The organism is Nevskia sp., assembly GCF_021732705.1.
In the GTDB taxonomy this organism is placed as follows: domain Bacteria; phylum Pseudomonadota; class Gammaproteobacteria; order Nevskiales; family Nevskiaceae; genus Nevskia.
This window is the reverse complement of the sequence record NZ_JAKFUM010000007.1, coordinates 219455-238430: the sequence shown is the minus strand read 5'-3', so window position 1 is coordinate 238430 and position 18976 is coordinate 219455. Positions and strand designations below refer to the sequence as shown.

General features: G+C 63.9%; 29 protein-coding genes and 1 tRNA gene. 27 read left to right on the top strand and 3 right to left on the bottom strand.

Annotation, left to right across the window (positions count from 1 at the left end; genetic code table 11):
• Positions 1–53 precede the first annotated feature (53 nt).
• Genes QZ951_RS08275 through QZ951_RS08265 form a run of 3 tightly spaced genes read right to left on the bottom strand, consistent with a single transcriptional unit; the run spans position 54 to position 2123 of the window.
• A complete protein-coding gene (locus QZ951_RS08275) occupies positions 54–797 on the bottom strand; it encodes a hypothetical protein (protein WP_293000067.1) in 744 nt (247 codons plus the stop codon).
• Positions 798–801: 4 nt separating this feature from the next.
• The gene (locus QZ951_RS08270) at positions 802–1482 is read right to left on the bottom strand and encodes a hypothetical protein (RefSeq protein ID WP_293000066.1); all 681 of its coding nucleotides are present in this window, start codon (positions 1480–1482) and stop codon (positions 802–804) included.
• A complete protein-coding gene (locus QZ951_RS08265; protein ID WP_293000065.1) occupies positions 1479–2123 on the bottom strand; it encodes a S24 family peptidase in 645 nt (214 codons plus the stop codon). Before QZ951_RS08265 ends, QZ951_RS08270 begins: the two co-directional genes overlap by 4 nt.
• Before the next feature lie 86 nt (positions 2124–2209).
• Here QZ951_RS08265 and QZ951_RS08260 point away from each other — a divergent pair, with 86 nt between their 5' ends.
• The 27 genes from QZ951_RS08260 (at position 2210) to QZ951_RS08130 (ending at position 18934) form a co-directional block, all read left to right on the top strand.
• Positions 2210–2446, top strand: a complete 237-nt coding sequence (locus QZ951_RS08260) for a hypothetical protein (RefSeq protein WP_293000064.1) — start codon at positions 2210–2212, stop codon at positions 2444–2446.
• Between the two features lie 147 nt (positions 2447–2593).
• Complete coding sequence (locus QZ951_RS08255) at positions 2594–2809, top strand: hypothetical protein (RefSeq protein WP_293000063.1); 216 nt, start codon at positions 2594–2596, stop codon at positions 2807–2809.
• Between the two features lie 134 nt (positions 2810–2943).
• Positions 2944–3279: a hypothetical protein gene (locus tag QZ951_RS08250; RefSeq protein ID WP_293000062.1), complete on the top strand. Its 336-nt coding sequence runs from the start codon at positions 2944–2946 to the stop codon at positions 3277–3279.
• A gap of 489 nt (positions 3280–3768) precedes the next feature.
• A tRNA-Gln gene (locus QZ951_RS08245) sits at positions 3769–3843 on the top strand.
• An 81-nt stretch (positions 3844–3924) separates the two neighbouring features.
• Positions 3925–4479 carry an HNH endonuclease gene (locus QZ951_RS08240; protein ID WP_293000061.1) on the top strand — a complete coding sequence of 185 codons (555 nt, stop codon included), beginning with the start codon at positions 3925–3927 and terminating at the stop codon, positions 4477–4479.
• Complete coding sequence (locus tag QZ951_RS08235) at positions 4466–4873, top strand: hypothetical protein (protein ID WP_293000293.1); 408 nt, start codon at positions 4466–4468, stop codon at positions 4871–4873. The genes QZ951_RS08240 and QZ951_RS08235 overlap by 14 nt, the downstream gene beginning before the upstream one ends.
• On the top strand, positions 4870–5247 hold the full coding sequence (locus QZ951_RS08230) for a hypothetical protein (RefSeq protein WP_293000060.1): 378 nt from the start codon (positions 4870–4872) through the stop codon (positions 5245–5247). The genes QZ951_RS08235 and QZ951_RS08230 overlap by 4 nt, the downstream gene beginning before the upstream one ends.
• Positions 5244–7334, top strand: a complete 2091-nt coding sequence (locus QZ951_RS08225) for a DNA cytosine methyltransferase (protein WP_293000059.1) — start codon at positions 5244–5246, stop codon at positions 7332–7334. The genes QZ951_RS08230 and QZ951_RS08225 overlap by 4 nt, the downstream gene beginning before the upstream one ends.
• Positions 7331–8011: a metallophosphoesterase gene (locus QZ951_RS08220; protein WP_293000058.1), complete on the top strand. Its 681-nt coding sequence runs from the start codon at positions 7331–7333 to the stop codon at positions 8009–8011. The genes QZ951_RS08225 and QZ951_RS08220 overlap by 4 nt, the downstream gene beginning before the upstream one ends.
• A complete protein-coding gene (locus QZ951_RS08215; RefSeq protein WP_293000057.1) occupies positions 8008–8493 on the top strand; it encodes a recombination protein NinB in 486 nt (161 codons plus the stop codon). Before QZ951_RS08220 ends, QZ951_RS08215 begins: the two co-directional genes overlap by 4 nt.
• Entirely contained in the window at positions 8490–8870 is a 381-nt protein-coding gene (locus tag QZ951_RS08210) for a Ref family recombination enhancement nuclease (protein ID WP_293000056.1), read from the top strand. Before QZ951_RS08215 ends, QZ951_RS08210 begins: the two co-directional genes overlap by 4 nt.
• A complete protein-coding gene (locus QZ951_RS08205; RefSeq protein WP_293000055.1) occupies positions 8864–9079 on the top strand; it encodes a hypothetical protein in 216 nt (71 codons plus the stop codon). The genes QZ951_RS08210 and QZ951_RS08205 overlap by 7 nt, the downstream gene beginning before the upstream one ends.
• A 6-nt stretch (positions 9080–9085) precedes the next feature.
• A complete protein-coding gene (locus tag QZ951_RS08200) occupies positions 9086–9355 on the top strand; it encodes a hypothetical protein (protein ID WP_293000054.1) in 270 nt (89 codons plus the stop codon).
• A 2-nt stretch (positions 9356–9357) separates the two neighbouring features.
• Positions 9358–10335, top strand: coding sequence for a hypothetical protein (locus tag QZ951_RS08195; RefSeq protein ID WP_293000053.1), 978 nt, complete (start codon positions 9358–9360; stop codon positions 10333–10335).
• Positions 10332–11138 (top strand): ATP-binding protein, encoded by an 807-nt coding sequence (locus tag QZ951_RS08190; RefSeq protein WP_293000052.1) that lies wholly within the window; start codon positions 10332–10334, stop codon positions 11136–11138. Before QZ951_RS08195 ends, QZ951_RS08190 begins: the two co-directional genes overlap by 4 nt.
• Positions 11135–12529: a replicative DNA helicase gene (gene dnaB / locus QZ951_RS08185; protein ID WP_293000051.1), complete on the top strand. Its 1395-nt coding sequence runs from the start codon at positions 11135–11137 to the stop codon at positions 12527–12529. The genes QZ951_RS08190 and dnaB overlap by 4 nt, the downstream gene beginning before the upstream one ends.
• Complete coding sequence (locus QZ951_RS08180; protein ID WP_293000050.1) at positions 12529–13245, top strand: helix-turn-helix transcriptional regulator; 717 nt, start codon at positions 12529–12531, stop codon at positions 13243–13245. Before dnaB ends, QZ951_RS08180 begins: the two co-directional genes overlap by 1 nt.
• The gene (locus QZ951_RS08175) at positions 13242–13430 is read left to right on the top strand and encodes a hypothetical protein (protein ID WP_293000049.1); all 189 of its coding nucleotides are present in this window, start codon (positions 13242–13244) and stop codon (positions 13428–13430) included. Before QZ951_RS08180 ends, QZ951_RS08175 begins: the two co-directional genes overlap by 4 nt.
• The gene (locus QZ951_RS08170; RefSeq protein ID WP_293000048.1) at positions 13418–14095 is read left to right on the top strand and encodes a hypothetical protein; all 678 of its coding nucleotides are present in this window, start codon (positions 13418–13420) and stop codon (positions 14093–14095) included. Before QZ951_RS08175 ends, QZ951_RS08170 begins: the two co-directional genes overlap by 13 nt.
• Positions 14088–14759 carry a hypothetical protein gene (locus QZ951_RS08165; protein ID WP_293000047.1) on the top strand — a complete coding sequence of 224 codons (672 nt, stop codon included), beginning with the start codon at positions 14088–14090 and terminating at the stop codon, positions 14757–14759. Before QZ951_RS08170 ends, QZ951_RS08165 begins: the two co-directional genes overlap by 8 nt.
• The gene (locus tag QZ951_RS08160; RefSeq protein ID WP_293000046.1) at positions 14759–14965 is read left to right on the top strand and encodes a hypothetical protein; all 207 of its coding nucleotides are present in this window, start codon (positions 14759–14761) and stop codon (positions 14963–14965) included. Before QZ951_RS08165 ends, QZ951_RS08160 begins: the two co-directional genes overlap by 1 nt.
• Before the next feature lie 253 nt (positions 14966–15218).
• The gene (locus QZ951_RS08155; protein WP_293000045.1) at positions 15219–15455 is read left to right on the top strand and encodes a hypothetical protein; all 237 of its coding nucleotides are present in this window, start codon (positions 15219–15221) and stop codon (positions 15453–15455) included.
• On the top strand, positions 15446–16015 hold the full coding sequence (locus tag QZ951_RS08150; RefSeq protein ID WP_293000044.1) for a DUF1643 domain-containing protein: 570 nt from the start codon (positions 15446–15448) through the stop codon (positions 16013–16015). The genes QZ951_RS08155 and QZ951_RS08150 overlap by 10 nt, the downstream gene beginning before the upstream one ends.
• Positions 16002–16256, top strand: a complete 255-nt coding sequence (locus QZ951_RS08145; RefSeq protein ID WP_293000043.1) for a hypothetical protein — start codon at positions 16002–16004, stop codon at positions 16254–16256. The genes QZ951_RS08150 and QZ951_RS08145 overlap by 14 nt, the downstream gene beginning before the upstream one ends.
• A complete protein-coding gene (locus QZ951_RS08140) occupies positions 16253–17782 on the top strand; it encodes a hypothetical protein (RefSeq protein WP_293000042.1) in 1530 nt (509 codons plus the stop codon). Before QZ951_RS08145 ends, QZ951_RS08140 begins: the two co-directional genes overlap by 4 nt.
• A 253-nt stretch (positions 17783–18035) precedes the next feature.
• Complete coding sequence (locus tag QZ951_RS08135) at positions 18036–18455, top strand: hypothetical protein (RefSeq protein ID WP_293000041.1); 420 nt, start codon at positions 18036–18038, stop codon at positions 18453–18455.
• Positions 18452–18934 (top strand): hypothetical protein, encoded by a 483-nt coding sequence (locus QZ951_RS08130; RefSeq protein ID WP_293000040.1) that lies wholly within the window; start codon positions 18452–18454, stop codon positions 18932–18934. Before QZ951_RS08135 ends, QZ951_RS08130 begins: the two co-directional genes overlap by 4 nt.
• The last annotated feature ends 42 nt before the right edge of the window (positions 18935–18976 follow it).

Genomic DNA, 18976 nt, shown 5'->3' with positions numbered 1-18976 from the left:
GAACGGTAAAACCTTTGATCGCGGTCAACGGATCACGGGTACAGCGGGCAGGTTTAGCGGCGAACCGGGTCGCGCATGAGTGCCTGAGCTTCCAGCACGCTCGACAATGCGGCGGCGCGCGCTTCGTCGGAAACGGCGTCGTCAATCGGCCGATCGCGCAGTCGCTCGGCCGCGCCTGACAGCTCGGCGTAGAGCTTGGCCGGGGCAGGGTGGCTTGCGATCAGCGCGTGAAGCACGGCCCGGTGCCCGGCCATCTCGCCGTTCAGTAGGTTGATCGCGCCATACACGATCTCCATGCCGATTTTGTGCGCCTGGTCGTGGTCGGGCGGCGTGATGTCGCGCAGTTCGGCGATCTCGTCGGCAGTCAGTTCGTCGATGTCGGGCGGCTCGATCGGTTCTTCCGGGGCATCTCGAAAGATCGTCACACCATCGTCGTCGAAGCCGGCGACACCCATCGTGTCCCAATCGTCCGCGTAAGGCGGGTAGCTGCGCAGGCACCTGAACGAGTGCGGCAGGCCAAGCGCGAGCTGCGCGCGGCCGTGCCCGCCAAGCCGCAGCGCCTTGCCATCGAGTTCGAGCCAATCGGCAGTTTGCAGCTCGCCGACGACGTTCTGAATCCGGAAGTCGAATAGGGATTGCTTGCGCTTCACGCCGGGCCGCAGCGGCGCAAGGTCAGCATCCGACAGCTTCAGCTTCGCGGCGACTACGGCGGCGATTTCCTTGATGGTCAGCCCCTGCGTCTCGCTGACGGTGCGGACGATCGGGGTGATCAGCAGATGCGCGGCCGGCAGCGCCATGCAATCAGTTCACCAGGGCGGGCGGCGATTCCTGTGGGGCATCGTCAGGGTCAAGCGAATCAGCTTCGTAGTCATCCGCTTTCGTGCTGCCAAGCGACAGTTCGCGTTCGGCCGCGCTGACGGCCGCGATGTACTCGCCGACCCACAGGGCGATGCCCTTCGCGCGGTCGGTGCTGACGACGATCTGTTTCCGATCGGACGTGAAGTTCACGTCGTATTCGATGCGCCACGTCGCGGCACCGTTCGCGTCGTCGGGCAGGTATTCCAGCACTGGCGCGAGCCGCTTCGCACGGATCAGCCGATCGCCGAAAGCGTTGCGCTCTATCGCTCGCTGCACGAAGGCGACAGCTTCTTCGCTGACGGCGGCGGGCGTGACGGCAGCATCGCCGTACGGCAGGGATAGCGTTGCCTGGCACGCAATGCCGCCACCTTCCCGCCGCTCGCGCTCGACGATGCCGGCCAGCGCCAGAGGGTGCGAAGTCGGGAATGCGCTGACGGGTTCCCGAAGATCGCTCGAATCGACCGCTGCAATTGCCGCCGGCAACGCCTCGCGATAGATTGTTTCGGAGATGAGCGCACGAACGTCGTCGTCGTGACATTGCAGGGTGCGTTCCGACAGCCCGCAACCGGCGAGGACCGCGCACACCGCGACGGCCGCTGATTCCACGATGCCCCTGCTGTTCATCCCCGCCTCATGATGTCGACTACGCAATGGATGTACTCGATGTCGGCCTTGGCGATTGTTCGCCGCTCGCCGTTGTTGACGCTGGTGACGACAATTTCGTCATTCCGCTCGACGAGCAGTTCCTTAACCATGTACTCCCCCGACTTCAGCATCACGACCACATCGTCTTCGGGCGCGTAAACCGTGTCAGGGTCCGCCACGATGATCTGCCCGCTGCGAATCCTGGGGCGCATCGAATCGCCCCGCACTCTGAGCGCGTAGGCGTTCGTGCTCCGCGTGTAGAACGGTACTTCTTCCCCGGCAACATGGCCGATGATCTCGAAAAAGCCATTTGGCCCTGCCTGAACCATTGCCACGATAGGCACCATCCGCACAGGGGCAAGGGCTGGCCCCGGTTCAACATTGGCGTCCTGTTGCGACTCAAAGTATCCGTCGGGAATCGACCCGATTTTCGCGCGCAGATTGCGTGCGGACTTTTCCCCAAAGCTCGAAAAGCCATTCAGAAGCTGGCCGATGTAACCCTCGTCTAGCCCGTATCGCCTGCAAAAGTCGGCTACCGAGTCGTAGCTCGACACAAGGTCGCGGAGCTTCCGCCGCCGATTGGCCGTGATCGGATCGTCTGGTTTGCGCGGTTTTGCCATCCACTTATTACCGCGCACCGCTAGTGAAAACTAAACGAGTGATCGCTATTGACGAGAAGACTAGCGGACGCTAGTCTCACGGCACTATGAAATTCCGCGAATTCTGGTTGCCCTTGTCCCGCCTCGACCGCGAGGCGTTTGCCAAAGCCGTCGGATCGACGGTCGGCTATCTGATGCTGGTGTCGAGCGAGAACGCGACGCCCGGCGAGAGCCTCGCCATCAACATCGAGCGCGAGACGGAGGGGAAAGTGCCCGTCGAAGTCACGCGCCCGGATGTCGATTGGGCGGTCGTGCGCGGCACCGGCTCGCAGGCGGCTGCCTGACATGGGCGCGCGACCGGCGATTGCGGTTTGGGTGCTGATCATGACGGCGCTGCTGCTGTCTCGAAATGATCGCGTTGTCAGCGCGATCGTTTGCGCCGTAGGGGCTGCCGTCATTTGGGCACTCGCGCCAGACCGGAAGAAAGGCCCGTGATCGCCCCTTCCGCACGCCCCGACTTCCACGACGTTCGCCTCGCCGAGCCGATCGTCTTGCCGCGCGACGCCACGAATTCCACGGGGGTGGCGCAGGAACAGCCGTCGTCGCCCGCACAAGGCACGGTGCCGGGCGACGGCGGCGGCGTTCTGGCGCTTGCCTTGGTCTTGATCGTATTCGTCGTTTCCGTGATTTGGGAGGAACGGCGGTGACGCTGTGGCAAGCCCTGATCCTCGCCGCCATCGCGATCGTCGCGGTGTTCATCTACCTGATGCGTGTCGCACCGGAGCGCAAGTAATGGCCCGGTGCATTCCAGTCCCGCCCCTCCGGGGCAAATGTGGAGAGAGTGATGCACAAGACGAAATGGGTCTTGCCGATCATGGCGGTCATGTGGGCGGTATGCCTGCTGGTCGCACCGCCGCTGATTCAGGGCGGTGCGGCGCACGAACCGAAGGACGACTACGCGATGACCGAACTGGCACCGGCTTCGGCCGTTCTCGCCATCAAGGGGCTGGAAGCGGCCCCGGTGGCTACGAACCCCGGAACGGCCGTCACCCTGGTCCCCGTTCAGCATTCGAGTCGTGCCGGCCTGAAGCCCGGCCGCATCGCCGTGACGCCCGCGCGGCAGTGGCCGGAGGCCGCTGCGCGTGTGCCGATACGACCGCGAATGTGGTCCATCTGAAGCGTAGTTCTGAAATAGAGCCGACGGCGTTCGCGCCGTCGGCTTCTCGAATGTTTTGTGATGCTGCGGCGTGGATGGACACGCGGGCAGGGGTGCTACCAGCGCGAACTCAGCCGACAGATTCAGCGTGCGGCGATCAACCGGATAGCCGGCAAGCCCGGCCAGCATCACAAAGCGTTTGCGAATTGACGGGTGGCGGTCGCGCCTCCCTGAACGGGTGGCCTGGGAATCAGGGAACTGCCGATCTGAGTGTTCTGCGGCGAGCGCACCCCTGCGGTGGCCGTGAAGCAGTGCAACAGTGGTCGGAGCAATACCGCGAGAACAGTGGGGCGACTGACAGCCGGGAACAGTTCGGCACCTATACAACCCTGGTGAAACCGAGGCTGCGCGACGGCCGGCGGGAACAGTCTGCATTCGAGTCCTTGCAGCCAGCACAAGCGGATATGCACGGGGGCGTGTCGCGCCGCCCCCCACGTCTCTCACTTCAATTGATCGGTCGCCAAGCGGTAAGGCAGCGGTTTTTGGTTCCGCCATTCGATGGTTCGAGTCCATCCCGATCAGCCAGTTTTTGTATGCGTTGTTCATCGGCCTTCAGCGTGCCCGTGAACAGACCTTCCATGACACTCCATTCCTTGGAGGCTGATTGTGAGTCACGTTGAAATCCCATTGACGAAAGGCTTTTTTGCCCTCGTCGATAGGCAGGACGAAGCATTAGTTGCCGCGTACAAGTGGCATGTCGTCGAAATGCCTAAGCATCGTTATGCAGCCACCACTGTGTCCGGTCGACGGGTGCAGCTTCACCGGATGCTGCTTGACGCGCCGAAGGGCGCTGTGGTCGACCACATCAACAACAACGGCCTCGACAATCGGCGTAGCAACATTCGTGTTTGTTCTGCCAGTCAGAACGCATGGAATTCGGTTTTCCCGAGAGCGGGGAAGTACAAGGGCGTTTATAGCCCTAAGCCTGGAATCTTCGTTGCGAAAGCTGGCTGCAAATACATCGGCAGTTTCTCGACCGAAATAGAAGCTGCGCTTGCGTACAACGAAGTTGCGCAAAGGTTGGGCGGCGAATTTGCCCGACTCAATGAGATCCCCGTCGAAGTGTTGCACGCGCATTTTGCCGCGCGCGTCACTGCGCTTGAGAGCGAGCTTCGTCAGGCACGCGAAGCACTACAGAAGGTGATCTATGGGAACCCTTGACCTTCGCGTGGTCCGGCCTGCTGTACCGGTCAACCTAGCCGACATCCCGCTGTGTCATTCGCTCGCGCAAGCCTGCGCGAAGTGCGCGGAGATCGCCGGATCGCAAGACAAGTCGGTCGCGCTCGACACGGGCCTTGACGCGGCGACCTGGTCGAAGCTGAAGCAGGGCGAGGCCGGTATCAAGGGCGACTTCCTTGATCGGCTCATGGACGCCTGCGGCAATGAGTTCCCGATGCTGTGGCTGCTGCACTCGCGCGGCTACGACCCGGCGTCGATCCGCAAGCGGGAATCCGAGCTGGAACGCCAGCTTCGCGAACAGACGGAAAAGCTGCATGCCGCTGAATCAAAGCTCGCGACGATCACCGAGTTCTTTGCCAAGGCGCGCGCGGCATGAGCGCGCTGTCCATCGAACTGCCGTTGAAAGTGATCAGCGCCCTGAACGCGCGCGAGCACCACATGGCCCGGTCGCGGCGGGTGAAGGCGGAGCGCAAGGCTGTCGGCCTGGTCCTGCAATCGAAGCCTCGTCCCGCTTTGCCGATCAGCGTGCATCTCGTCCGGCGGTCGCCGCGCACGCTGGATTCGCACGACAACCTGTGCAGCGCATTCAAGGGGACGGTCGACGAGATCGCCCGCGTCTTCGGCATCGACGATCGGAGCGATCTGATGTCGGTGACCTACGCGCAGGAAAAGACAAAGGCCGCGCACGGCATCCGAATCGTCATCGCGAGCCGTGACAACAACTCCACATCATTGAGGGCAACGCCTTGAGCGCTGATGGCCGCAGTTTTGAGTTCGATTTCCATGAATTGGTTGTTGACTCCTTCGCGGGCGGCGGAGGCGCGTCGACCGGTATTCGGATAGCACTCGGCCGCTGCCCCGATGTCGCCGTGAATCACGACGGCGAAGCGCTCGCGATGCACGAAGCGAATCATCCGCTCACCCGACACATCCGCGAGGACGTGTGGGCAATCGACCCTGAAGGCGCAATGGGCCATCGACAGGTCGGCCTGCTGTGGGCGTCGCCGGACTGCAAGCACTTCAGCAAGGCGAAGGGCGGGAAGCCGGTCAGCAAGAAGATTCGAGGGCTTGCCTGGGTAGTTACGAAGTGGGCGGACAAGGTCAAGCCTCGCGTAATCATCATGGAAAACGTCGAGGAATTCCGGTCCTGGGGGCCGCTCATTCAGCGGACGGTCGTGAAGATCGACGTTGCTGGCAAACCGTACACGGTTAAGGAATGGCACCCCGATCCTGATCGCAAAGGCGAATACTTCGAGAGGTTCTTGGATCGGTTTCGCAAGCTCGGCTATGCAATTGAGCACCGCGAACTGCGCGCCTGCGATTACGGCGCACCGACGATCCGGAAGCGGCTGTTCTTGATCGCCCGGCGCGATGGCTTGCCGATTGTCTGGCCTGCGCCGACGCATGGCGACCCGAAGAAGCTGCCGGCGCAGTCTGGCAAGGTGCGGCCGTGGCGCACGGCTGCTGAGTGCATCGACTGGTCAATCTCATGTCCGTCCATCTTCGAGCGTAAAAAGCCGCTTGCGGAGGCAACGCTTCGCCGGATCGCGCGCGGCGTCATGCGCTACGTCGTCAACTCCGCCAACCCGTTCATCGTGCCGATCGCGAATTACGGCTCTGGCCTTCGGGTGAATGACGCCGACGAGCCGCTGACCACGATCACGGCGAACCCGAAGGGCGGCGCGCATGCCGTTGTCGTCCCGCACATCACGAAGTTCCGGAACGGCGCGACTGGCGCTGGCATTGATGAGCCGTTGCCGACTGTCACGGCGAACAGTTACATCGTGCGTCCTGGTGGCTCTGCGCCGATCGGGCTTGTATCGGCGCATGTTGCTCCGCTGACGCACCACGGTGACCGCCGGGGCACTGCGATGACCGATCCGATGCCGACGGTCACCGGGGCGCATCGCGGCGAGCAGGCGCTGATCTCGGCGACGCTGATTCAGGCTGCGCACGGCGAGGGCAAGCCCGGCGGCGTGCAGCGGTGGGGCGATGGCACCGCCGACATCAATCAGCCGGTCAAGACGGTGACGGCCAGCAACGGGCAGGCGGTTGTCGCTGCGACGCTGGTGCAGACCGGCTATGGCGAGCGCGAGGGGCAGGCTCCGCGCGCCCTGGACATCGAGCAGCCGCTCGGCACGGTCGTCGGTGGCGGCGCGAAGCACGCGGTCATCGCCGCGGTTCTTGACCGTCAGTTCGGGGCCAGCGCCTGCAATAGCGTGGAGGAGCCTGTCGGCACAACGACTGCCGGCGGCAGCGGAAAGACAGCATTGGTCGCTGCCTTCCTCGCGCAGCACAACAACCATCGCGGCGGCGTGCCGAACGTGGGCCGCGAGGTCGGCGAGCCGATCAGCACGCTCTGCGCCAGCGGCAGCCATCAGTCAGTCGTCACGTCGCACCTGATCAAGCTGCGCGGCACCTGTCAGGACGGCCAGCCGGTCGACCAGCCAGCCCCGACGATCACGGCCAGCGGCACGCATGCCGGCGAGGTCCGGGCTTTCCTCGTCAAGTATTACGGCAACGAGCGCGACGGGGTTTCACTCGACGAACCGATGCACACGATCCCGACCAAGGACCGCCTCGGCCTGGTGATGGTGCACGGCGAACCCTACGAGATTGTCGACATCGGCATGCGGATGCTGACCCCGCGCGAGCTTGCGACGGCGCAGGGGTTCCCAGCCGACTACATCATTGATCGGAAGCCTGATGGCACCCCGCTGACCAAGACGGCTCAGGTTCGCATGATCGGTAATTCGGTCTGCCCGCCTGTCGCAGCAGCCCTTGTGCGCGCGAACTTTTCGCATGAATTGCAGCGCCCGAAGCTGAAGGCTGCATGAACGTCCAGCACTTCGCCAGCAACGAGCGCGGCCGTGACTTCGTCGTCGGCGACATGCACGGCCAGCTTTCGATGTTCCTTCGGCTACTGGAACTCGCGCGCTTTGACGCGGCATGCGACCGCGTCTTCAGCGTCGGCGACTTGATTGACCGAGGGCCGGACTCGCCGGGCTGTCTCGCGTTGCTGGCGCAGCCGTGGTTCAAGGCCGTGCGAGGCAATCATGAGGACATGCTGATCCGCACCTGGATCGGACGCCCGACGAACTGGATCGCGAACGGTGGGCGCTGGTGGTCTTCGGTCTCGGACGCACAGCGCGCGCTGATGGCGCAAGCCTGCGAAGCGCTGCCACTGGTGATCGTAGTCGGCGGGGGCAGCCGGCGGTTCAACGTGCTGCATGCTGAATGGTTTGGCGACGACTTCGATCTTGATGCCGGCGCGTTCCTCCGCGACGAGATTCAATCCTTGCTGTGGGGTCGACTTCAGATAGGCGGATTCCCGCCTGACGCAAAGCCGGGCCTGTCGACGACCTACGTCGGACACACGCCCGTCGACTCAGTGAAGCGTATTGGCAGCCACGTCTACATTGACACCGGCATCAGCCAGTTCGGCGGCAACCTCACGATGATCGAGCCGCTGACCGGTGCGACGTTCACGACTCCGCGCGAGGTCGCGCCGTGAACGATCTTCCGACCTTCATCCTGGGTCCGCACGCGGACGAAAAGTCGTTCTGGCGTCGCGTCTACGACTTCGCGAATGGAATCCTGAAAACCGGCAGGCTTGTACAGGTCGTCGTCAAGACTTTCACCCCTCGCCGCACGCTGCGCCAGAACGCGCGCATGTGGGCGATGTTGACCGACATCTCGGAGCAGATTCCCTGGGTGGTCAATGACGAACTGGTGATGATGTGCCCGGCCGACTGGAAGCTCGTGCTGACGGCCAGCCTTCGACACGAGATGCGCATTGCGCGCGGTATCGATGGCGGCATGGTGCTACTGGGCATGGGGACATCCGGAATGGATGCCGAGACCATGTCGAACCTGATTGAACTCCTATTCGCGTTCGGGAACGAGCGCGGCGTGAAGTGGGGCGATGACGCGAAACCGGAAGCGTTGCCAGCACCTAAGCCCGATCCGGCCGAAGTGGAGGCAATCGCCGCATGAGCTTCATGTCCCAATCTCTTCCTGATGCGACCCCTGCCGAACGCGAGCGTTTCCGGCTGATCAAGGAACTCGGTTGCGTCCCGTGCCGAATGCAGGGACTCGGTATCAATCCTGGCGAGGCGAATCATCTGCTTTCGGCCGGACGCCGGCGCGGCCATCGCTTCACCGTTTCGGAGTGCCCGTATCACCACCGCGGCGCTGTTCCGGCCGGCATGGGGGAGCGCGCTGCGTATGGCGTGTTTGGACCCAGCCGGGCGAAGCACCCGCGAGAGTTTGAATCCCGCTTCGGTGATGACGAGACCCTGCTGAAGATGCAGGACGACATCCTGCGGCGGCACGGGTCATTGCGCGTCGGCGGGAGGACGGTCGCATGCTGAGGCTCGACTATCTCGCCGTCGAGGCGCAGATCGCCTACTGGCGCGACGTTGCCGCTGACGCACGCACTTCCGACGCGGAAGTGTTCGTGAAGGCGACTGCAGTTGTCGTCGCCCTGAACGCACTGCGCGATCCGGCGATCGTCGCGCAGCTCGAAGCGGAGCGGTTCGAGCGCGTCCGCGTACAGCCGTCGCTGTTCGCCCTGCAGTGACAGGTCATGGCGATCACTTTGCCGCCGCGCGTCGCTTGGCGCGAGCGCGAGCCCGGCGAAGACATCCGGAGCTATTCGTCGGCGATCGAGTGGCCGGCGCGCTTCTGGTCGATCGCCGCCGATCTCGCTCCGCGGGCCAACGCCGACGTGAAGGCTCGTCTCGCGGCGTACGGCGTGAAGCACGGCGAAGAAGCGCGCCTGCGCCTACGCGAAGCGGTTCTTTGCATCCGGTCTGAAGCACAGCAGAAGTCCAACAATCCCGACCCTACCCATTGATCATGCGCAGTCCTGCAATCCAGCTTTACTTCGGCGACTGGCGACGCAACAGCAACCTGATGCGTTGCTCGTGGGCTGCCCGCGGAGCGTGGATCGAGATCATGGCGTTCATGCACGACGCCGACCGCTACGGCGTGCTGCGGTGGCCGCTGAAGGAGATCGCCCAGGCCGTCGGCTGCCCGTTCTCGCTGGTGTCCGAACTGGTCAGCAAGGGCGTCCTGAAGGGCTGCGACAAGGGCGTGTGCGAGCCCTATGTCTACACGCCGCGATCTGGCCGGCGTGACGGCGATCCGGTGACGCTGATTGGGGCGGAGGAAGGCCCGATCTGGTACTCGTCGCGCATGGTGAAGGACGAGCATGTGCGCACCAAGGCCGGCGCATCGACGCGGTTCGGTGCAGCGCAAAGGCACGATGACGACGACACTGGTCCACCGGCAAAGGGCGCATCAAGGTCTTCACCAAGCCGACGGCATGGTGAAAGCCAAGGTGACGAGCGGGGTGATGGGAAGGGTGTCGGGCAAGGTGATCGGCAGGGTGACGGCTCTTCTTCTGCATCTGCATCTGCTTCTGCAATAACAGCTATTCCGACTACGTCGGGCGGCAAGCCGCCGGCAACTGCTGATTTTTTCGCCATCGAGGAAAGGCAGCCTGTCGTGCACGGTCAGCCATCGGGGGTGTCGAGCACAGGGTCGACACCCGCTGTCGACCTGACGAAGACGGTCTTCGACACCGGCATTGCCCTGCTGACGGCTGCGGGGAAGCCGGCGCGCGAGGCGCGCTCGCTGATCGGGAAGCTGCGGGCAGCGTGCGGCGATGCGGCGGCGTTCGAGGCCATCTCGAAGGCCCAGCGGGAGCGCGCCGTCGATCCTGCCGCGATGCTGATGGCGGCATGCAAACCGCGCCCGCTGAGCCCGCATTTCGGGTTTGCTGATCGCGATTACCGCGAAGGGCTGGACGAGCACGGGCGAATCATCCAGTGACCGGCTCGACGATCCTGGCGGCACTACGCGGCGAGATCGACCAGACGACCGTGCCGGGCCATTGCGCGGTGCATGGCGAATTCGTGATCCGGCAGTTCCTGGGGAGCGACGGCTCCGTGGTCGGCGAACTGGCCCGCTGTGCCCAGTGTGCCGAGGACGCCCGTGTCGCAGACGAGAAGTCCCGGCAGGCCGAGGACAGACGCAAGCGATTCGCTGATGCCGACGTGCCCTTGCGGTTCCGGGCGTGCACGTTTTCGAGCTTCGACCCGGCGCGTGCTGGCGACCAAGCGCCCATGGCGGCGACCGTGTGCGACGAGGTTCGGTCGTATGCGCGAGGGCTTCCCGGTCACCTGAAGACCGGTCGATCGATCGCGCTGATCGGGAGCACCGGCACGGCGAAGACACACCTTGCGGTCGCTGCGCTCAAGCTCGCGATCCTGCAGGGGCTGACGGCGCGCTACGCGACGGTTGGCGACATGATCGCGACCATCCGCGGCACCTGGGATCGCGATGGCGATCTTACCGAGGCTCAGGCTCGCGCGCTGTTCCAGACCCCGGACCTGCTGGTGCTCGACGAGATCGGCGCGGAGCAGAAGGGCAGCGATCACGAACTGGGGTTGTTGGCGGGGATCATCGACCACCGGTACCGGAATCTTCGGCCGACGATTTTCGTCAGCAATGTCGGGCTCCCGGAACTGCGCAAGTATCTGGGTGAGCGCGTGCTGAGCCGCTTGATGGACAACGGCGGCAGGGTGCTGACGTTCCGCTGGCAGGACCATCGCGCGAACGGAGCGCGCCGATGAACGCGCCGCGGCTGGCAGCCAGCCCGAAGCATCCCCCGCACTCCATCGAGGCGGAGCAGTCGGTGCTGGGGGGGCTGCTGCTGAACAACCGCGCCTGGCATGACGTGTTCGAGCGCGTCGACGAGGATGATTTCTACACGCAGGACCACCGGCTGATCTTCGCCGGCATCGCCAAGCTGCTGAACACCGCGACACCGTGCGATTTCGTGACCCTGTCGGAGCACTTCCGGCATGAGGGCACGCTGGATGATGTCGGCGGGGTGAGCTATCTCGGAACGCTGTGCGCGGATACGCCGTCGGCGGCGAACATCAATGCCTACGCCGACATCGTGCGCAACCGGGCGATGCTTCGGCGGCTGATTGCCGCTGGCCAAGACATCGCGGAGCTGGGATTCACGCCGGAAGGGAGAGAGACGGCCCTACTGATCGCTGAAGCCGAGCGCGGCCTGTTGGCGATCCGCACCGGCGCTGAGCGCTCGTCCGGCGGTATGCAGGCCATGAGCGATCTGGCCGAAAAAGCCGACATAGCGATTGACCGCGCTGCGAAGTCGGACGGCACGATTGCCCTGCCATTCGGGATTGCAGACCTGGACCGGATGACGCAGGGCATGCAGGCCGGGCAGCTGATCATCGTCGGCGGTCGCCCTGCCATGGGCAAATCGGCCCTCGCGCAGCAGTTCGCGGAATCCGTGTCGGACGCACGGGCGGTGCAGTCGGCGATGTTCAGCATGGAAATGAGCGGGGAGTCGATCGCGCTCCGCAGCTACGCCCGGCGGGCGCGTGTCGACCTGTCGAGCCTGATTTCGGGATCGCTCAGCGATGGCGACTGGAAGCGCCTCGCCAGCGTCGGGCAGGCGATTCGCGAGTGCCAGATGCACGTCGAGGACGCCGGCAGCCTGTCGCACCTTGACGTGGCCTCGCGAGCCCGCCGGCACAAGATCAAGCACGGCCTGTCGGTGCTGATCGTTGACCACCTGAACCTGATGACCATCCCCGGCTACAAGGGCGGTCGCACGAACGAAGTGTCCGAGATCAGCCGCGGCCTGAAAGCGCTGGCGATGGAGCTGCAGATCGTCGTCATCGGCCTGACCCAGCTCAGCCGGGCGGTCGAACAGCGCCAGGACAAACGCCCGCTGCTGTCCGACCTGCGCGAGTCGGGTTCGATTGAGCAGGACGCCGACGTGGTCCTGTTCGTCTACCGCGACGACTACTACAACAAGAACAGCGAGCAGCCAGGACAGGCGGAAATCATCGTCGCGAAGCAGCGCAACGGTCCGACCGGGAAGGTACGCACGATGTTCCACGGCAAGTACATGGCGTTCGATGCCATGGCTCCGATGAATGTCGACCCGGAGCACTACGCGGACCACGAACCATGGGACGGCATCTGATGAACTCGAAAACGTCGCGAATCCTGAGCATCAATCGGAACGCCTTGCGGCCGATGATCGCCAAGCGCTTCGAGAATGGCCGGAGGATCGCCGGCATGACACAGGTGAGCGCAGCGGTTCGGCTCGGATACCGGAACAGCAGCCCGCTGTGCAAGATCGAAAAGGGATTGGCGGTGCCGCCGCCTGAGCTGTTTGTCCGGGCGGCGATCCTGTACGCCGTCAGCGCGGACTACCTGATGGGCCTGTCCGACTACCCCGAACGCGACGCCGCAACTATCGAGCATCTCGCGATGATGCGCTGCGTTCGCGAGCAGCTGGCGGAGCACAGTGCAGAGGCAGCCCGGAGGATCGCGGCCGCGTCTGGTGATTCGGCTGCGCTGGGTGCGCATCTCGACACGCTGCAGCGTGCCGTCGGCGAAGTCTGGAAGCAGGTGTGCGCCGTGCCCGCGCCGGCCCAAGGGCAGGCCGCAGTCATGCCGCCGCCGCTGCGCGAAGCGATCGAGACGGCCGTCGAAGTCGCAGAGGGAGCGTACGACTACCTGCGCCGCCGAAAGATGCTGCGGGCGCACGAGTATTTCGACGAGATCACGCCGGAAATCCAATACCCCCTCCTGCTGATGTTCGACCAAGGTCAGGTCGGGCAGGCGGCATCCCAATCGCACCTGATCGCTGAAGCCGATGCGATCCAAGCACAGCTATTCGAGGCCACCCGATGACCCTGAAGCACCCCCTGCCGCCGGCCGGCAAGACGTTCGCTGCACCGGAGCCGGTCGATCTGGCCCCGTTCGCGAGCACGGTCAAGACGCTGCGCGACCGCGGCGTCCCAATCTGGAAGATCGCCGACTTCCTCGTGTGCACCCGCGACGAAGTCATTTCGGAGTGTTCCTCGTGGCACGCCTGACGGAGCGCCAATGGATTGAGGCCCGCGCCTACTGGGAGGTCGATGACCGGGTCACGGCCGCAGATGTCGCCAAGAAGTTCGGCACGAGCAAACAGGCGGTCGCGAAGCAGATCAAGTCGAAGGGGTGGGCGAAGAAGCCGACGTTGTCGCAAATCGCCCAACGCGCGCACGTTGCGGCAGACGCCAAGCCCCTGATCGAAAAGAGGATCAGCGAGGAAAAGGCCGCGAAAGATGCCGCCCGCGCTGCTGCGGAAGTTGTCGGGAAAGTTGTCGGCGAGGTTGTCGATTCGGATCAAGTTGTCGCCGACAACATCAAAAGAATTGTCGATGCCGCCACGAAAGCCGCTGAAGAGCAGGCAGTCGATGCGCGCGCTGAAGTAATCGCCCGGCACCGGAAGGAATGGGACGACCACAAGCTGTTGCTGACCGCCGCGATCGAGAACTCGAACTTCGACAAGGCGAAGCTGGCCAAGATCACGGCGGAGACGACCATGATCCGGCAGACCGGCGAGCGGAAAGCCTGGGGCCTAGACGCCTACACGGAGGCCCCGAAGGAAGCCCTGCCGCAGATTCCGGATGACGCCTACGCGAAGGTCCGGCAGCGCGCGGAGGCGAAGCGCATCGAGATGGGCGGCTCGCCGGAAGTCGAGGGCGACGATGACTGACCTGGCGATTGCCGCCGTCGGCACCATCAAGCTCCCGCCGGACATCCGGCGGCACAGGCGCGTCCGAGAGGCGCTGGCGTCGGTCAAGCGGCTGACCGACTTCATCGACGGCAGGGTGCTCGGCACGTCAAACGACGATGGCCCGGTGACGCAGCTCTACGCCTGGAAGAAGAACGTGCAGCCGCATGCCGACAGGACCGGTTTCGTCTATTTCGCGCCTCTGGTAATTCCGCGCGGGGGCTCGTTGGTGTGCGCAGAGGATGCGAGCGACGTTCTGCTGAAGGTCGGCGGGGTCTACCGCTTGAACGACTTCATCACGCATGGAACGTACGAGAACGGCTCCGTGGTCTGTCTGTTCCGGGGGCCTTACCCTGCGCCGAACGACAGCGAGGCCTTGGCAGAGATGCAGGCCGGGGCGGACCGCCTTGCCGTCGCAGCGCCCGACCAACCGCGCGTGTCGCCTGGGTTCCGGATTGTCGGCCGCGGCGAGTGCTACGCCTCGGAACTGCACGAAGACGGACGCCACAGCGTGCTGATGTCGATCGCTCAGGCAAAACGCGAGGGGATGGAGATCGCGCGGTGCGCGCACTGCGGCCGGCGGGCGGTCGACCTTGACCACCATTACCCGTGGGAGCAGTCAGGCAACCGGTGCGAGCGCCATTGATGGCCTGCACCTACTGCGGCAGCAACGACCACAACATCGTTCTGTGTCCGAAGACCGTAGGTGGATCGTCGGCCCGCCGGCACCTGCGCTGTGCCTACTGCGGCAAGACCGACCACGACATCAAGGCTTGCCCGAAAACCTACAGCGGCAGTGCCGCACGCGCTTCGCATCCCGAAAGCGTCGCAGATCATTTCATCAAGGACTGAAAGTGCCTTATTCATCAAGAAATCAAGACGATGCCTTGCGGGTTATTGGCATCGGCACACGATATGACAACGACCCACGTCGCCCGACCGCGGCGGAGTGCAAACCGGCTTTTGATGTCATTCCTCGAAAGCAATGCCGGTCGTGTAATCAAAGAAAAAACGTGCTGGGCGGAAAGCACTCGAAAGGGGCTTTGGTCGCATGCAGCGATTGCCTTGCAAAGCGTAGGGAGCGGGCGGCATTGAGGGCTGCGCCATGACCAATACCGCGCTGGCGAATCAGCTCCGTGACCTATCTGCGCACATGGACTGCGTCGCGCTCGACATGCTGCGCTTCAGGGCGGTGCGGTGGCGGCATGACGATCCCGCAGAAATCGCCGCGAGGGCGCGCGAGCTACTCGGCACATCCGGCGTCGCGTTGACCTGGGCGCGGCATCTCGACGAGACGGCCGACGACAACCGCGATCCGGGGGACGAAGCGACATGCGCGTGAACACCTTTGATGTCCGGAATCACACCAGTCTCGACGGCATGAAGTCGGTCGCCGCTTTCAGCCTGTGCGGCGCGTACCGCTATTGGCTGGCGCGGCGCTGGGCAGATGGCCCGATGGCGGTGCTCCTGGCGATGAACCCGAGCACGGCGGACGAGCGCGACAACGACCCGACGATCGAGCGCTTTTACCGGCGCGTGATGCAGTGGAACGCGGCCGGGGCCAATTTTGGCGCGGTCGGCGTCGTCAACGTCTTCGCGATCCGAGAGACCGACAGCAAGAAGTTGCCTGCGATGATCAAGGCCGGCGTCGACATCGTCGGCCCGGCGAACGACGACATGATCTTCAGCCGGTGCCTCGACGCCGGCATCGTGCTGTGCGGCTGGGGGCGTCCGGGAAACCTGCTGAATCGCGGGCGACAGGTGCGCGACATGCTGGTGAAGGGCGGCATAGCCTTGCATGCCCTGCGGATCAATGCCGACGGCTCGCCCGAGCATCCGCTGTACGTCGGTTACGACGTGGCCCCGGTGCGGTATGAGGGATGGCGGCTTGAGCGACGCTGAAGTCTACCTGCTGTCTTACCTGTTGCCGGGCGTTGCGACTTGGCTCGCCGACTTCCGTTGGAGTCCGGGCAAGCTGCAACGGCTTCAAGAATCCGTTCGAGATGACATGCCAGCCGAGTCGTTGCCGTCCCCGGCGTTTCAATTCATGTCGACTGTGATCATCGACTGCATCATGTCGATCGCCTTCTGGCCTTTGCTGATTTACGGCCTTCTCGTCCAGGCATTCGACGACGGCCGATGATCCTGCTTCCCAACCGCGAGCTGCACGCCGCCTTCCGCGAACGCTACGCGCCTGACGCCGGACGCTTCGCTGTGGAGGTCTGCAATCAAGAGCCGACGCACCAGCAATTCCAGCTCTACGACGCGGTGAGCGAAGCCGGGTGTCGCGTGTCTGCAGTCAGTGGCCACGGTACCGGCAAAACCCGAGGATTCGGGATCATCGCCTTGTGGCACCTGACCTGCTACTTCAGCAACAGCAATCAGGGCAGCGAGACGGTGATCAGCGCCCCGAAGGTCGATCAGGTCCGCAAGGGTGTTTGGCGCGAGATGGCGGTCGCACTGAATGAATTGCAGCGCGGCTCGCATGCCTGGCTGCGGCCTTACATCGTCATGAATTCGCAGCGCGTCTACATCCGCGATTTCAAGGAAACCTGGTTCGTTCACGCCAAGACAGCGCCGCGCGGATCGCCGGACAACGTATCAGGATCGCACGCGGATTGGCTGCTGATCCTGACCGACGAAACCGCCGGCATCCCGGACGGCGTGATGTCGCGCTTCACTGGTGCGCTGACGGACAAGCGCAATCGCATCGCCTGCGCGTCGCAGGGGAGCCGCAACAGCGGGTTCTTTTGGGAGACGCACCACAAGACCAGCACGAGGCAGGGCGGCGCTTGGAAGGCGCTGCACTTCGACGGCGAGAACTCGCCGCTGGTGTCGCGCGAGAACTTGCGCGAGAAGGAAGACGAGTACGGCGGACGCGATTCGGTCGAATACAAGGTGCGCGTTCGCGGGCTGTTCCCGGTCGACTCCGAAAACTACTTGCTGGGGCGGACTGAGATCGAGCGCAGCTACACGCTCGGCCGCATCATCGCGGCGTCCGACAATCCTGGCTGGCTGATCGGCTTCGACGTGGCCGGCGGCGGCTGGCGCAACAAGTCCGTTCTGATCATCGCGCGGGTCACAGGCAGCGAAGAATTCGGCCCGGACGCGCGGCGTATGGAGATCGTCAAGATCATCCGTCGCGGTGGCACCGACCCAATCGCGATGGGGGGCATTGCGCTTGCTGAAGCGCGCGAGCTGACGAACAGCGCGGTCCTGATCGACGCTGTCGGGCAGGGCTGGCCAGTGTTCAAGAACATGGAAGAGCAGGGCATCTCTATCCACCCCGTCATGTGGGGCAAGCCGAACTTCCGGAAGAACTACAAGGACCGGTTCCTGAATCAGCGCGCGCAGGCCAATGCCTTCGCAGCACGCGCCGTGCGCGAGGGGCGTCTGAGCATCCTCACGGACGAGTGCAAGACCGACCTGATCCTCGAAGCGTCGCGCATCCCGCGCAAGTTCGACGGCCGCGGCAAGCAATACATCATGTCGAAAGAGGACATGGAACGAGAAGGCATCCCGTCGCCCGACTTGTGGGACGCGATCAGCTTTCTGTTCCTCGAATGGGCGCACTACACCCCGAGCGGTGAAGAGATTTCCGGCGAGACCGGCACTCGAATCAAGCGCGCCGTCAAGGAAGCGGAAGACGCCTTCGCCGACGTGCCCTAGCGCTTCGGCTTGGCCTTGCTCGCTGCGATCTTCAGCAGCTCGCGCCGCGCCCATGTGCTTTCGTCATCGGGAGCGGCAGCGGCCTTGATCGCGTCGTGTTCAGCCTGGTTCACGCGAATCTGAAACCGATGGTCGCGGCGTGATTCGGGCGGCACGGGCGGTCGGGTCATAGGGGGCTTGCGTCTGTACGGAAAAAGGACTAGCGTTCGCTAGTGAATTGGATGTACAGACACTATCACGGGAGCGTCGAAACGTGGCGATGAACAAGGCGGAGAAGGCCGAGCTTGAAGTGGCCTTGAAGGCGCGGAGCATCGCGTTCGCGCTTCGGTGGAGTGATCCGACGCAAGTTCCGAAGCCAACCGTGCGAGCGAATGACGGTCCCGGCATACAGAAAGCGTATGGCTGGAAAGTAAATGTTCATGAGTCGTCATTCGTGACTCTCCCCGGAGATGTTCGGCCCGCATGGACGAGTTCCGTCCATCACGGCGACTGCGATTCAGGATCAGCGTCTCAGAATCCTCGCCTGCTGTTCGGGGACCGGTTAGCTGGTCTGCGCGCCATGCGCGCCGAGTACGAACTGATCGCCGCCAAGCGCCTCGCCGCGATTGACGCCGAGATCAACGCCGAGATCAGGGAACCGACGGTGCATCCAGAACTGAAGGCCAAACCGTGAACGACGAATCCATCTGGCGCGCTGTGCATCGAATCGAAGCGGCAGCTGACCGCATCTGCCGCGCAGGGCAGCAAGCCGAAGAAGCAGCGCAGCGCATTGCGGGGATGCTTGAACCTGGCTATGGCGGTAACGGCCTGCGGCTGATCGAGTTGCTGGAAGAAGCCGCGCCGCCGACGCCGAAACTGTCGGCGGATCATGCCGTGCTGCCCCTTCGGCTGACTGCGGAGAACGGCGCGAAGGGGCTGATGATCGGCGAGTTCTTTGTTTCGACGCGCGTCGTCTGTGATGCGTGTGAGGGCACAGGGGATCACCCTGAGCGTCGAGCGACGGCCGCGAAAGATGTCGACGAAGATTGCCCGGACTGCGCCGGCGAGGGTTGGACCGTCGGCAAGGTCGAAGTGGACTGGACGACGATCAAGGCCATCTGGCGGAAGGCCGTCGAGCATTTCACCGCAGCGCCGGAAGTGCCGCATGGCTAAGCCGACCCCTGCCCCGAAGTGCAAACACGGCAACACTCACTA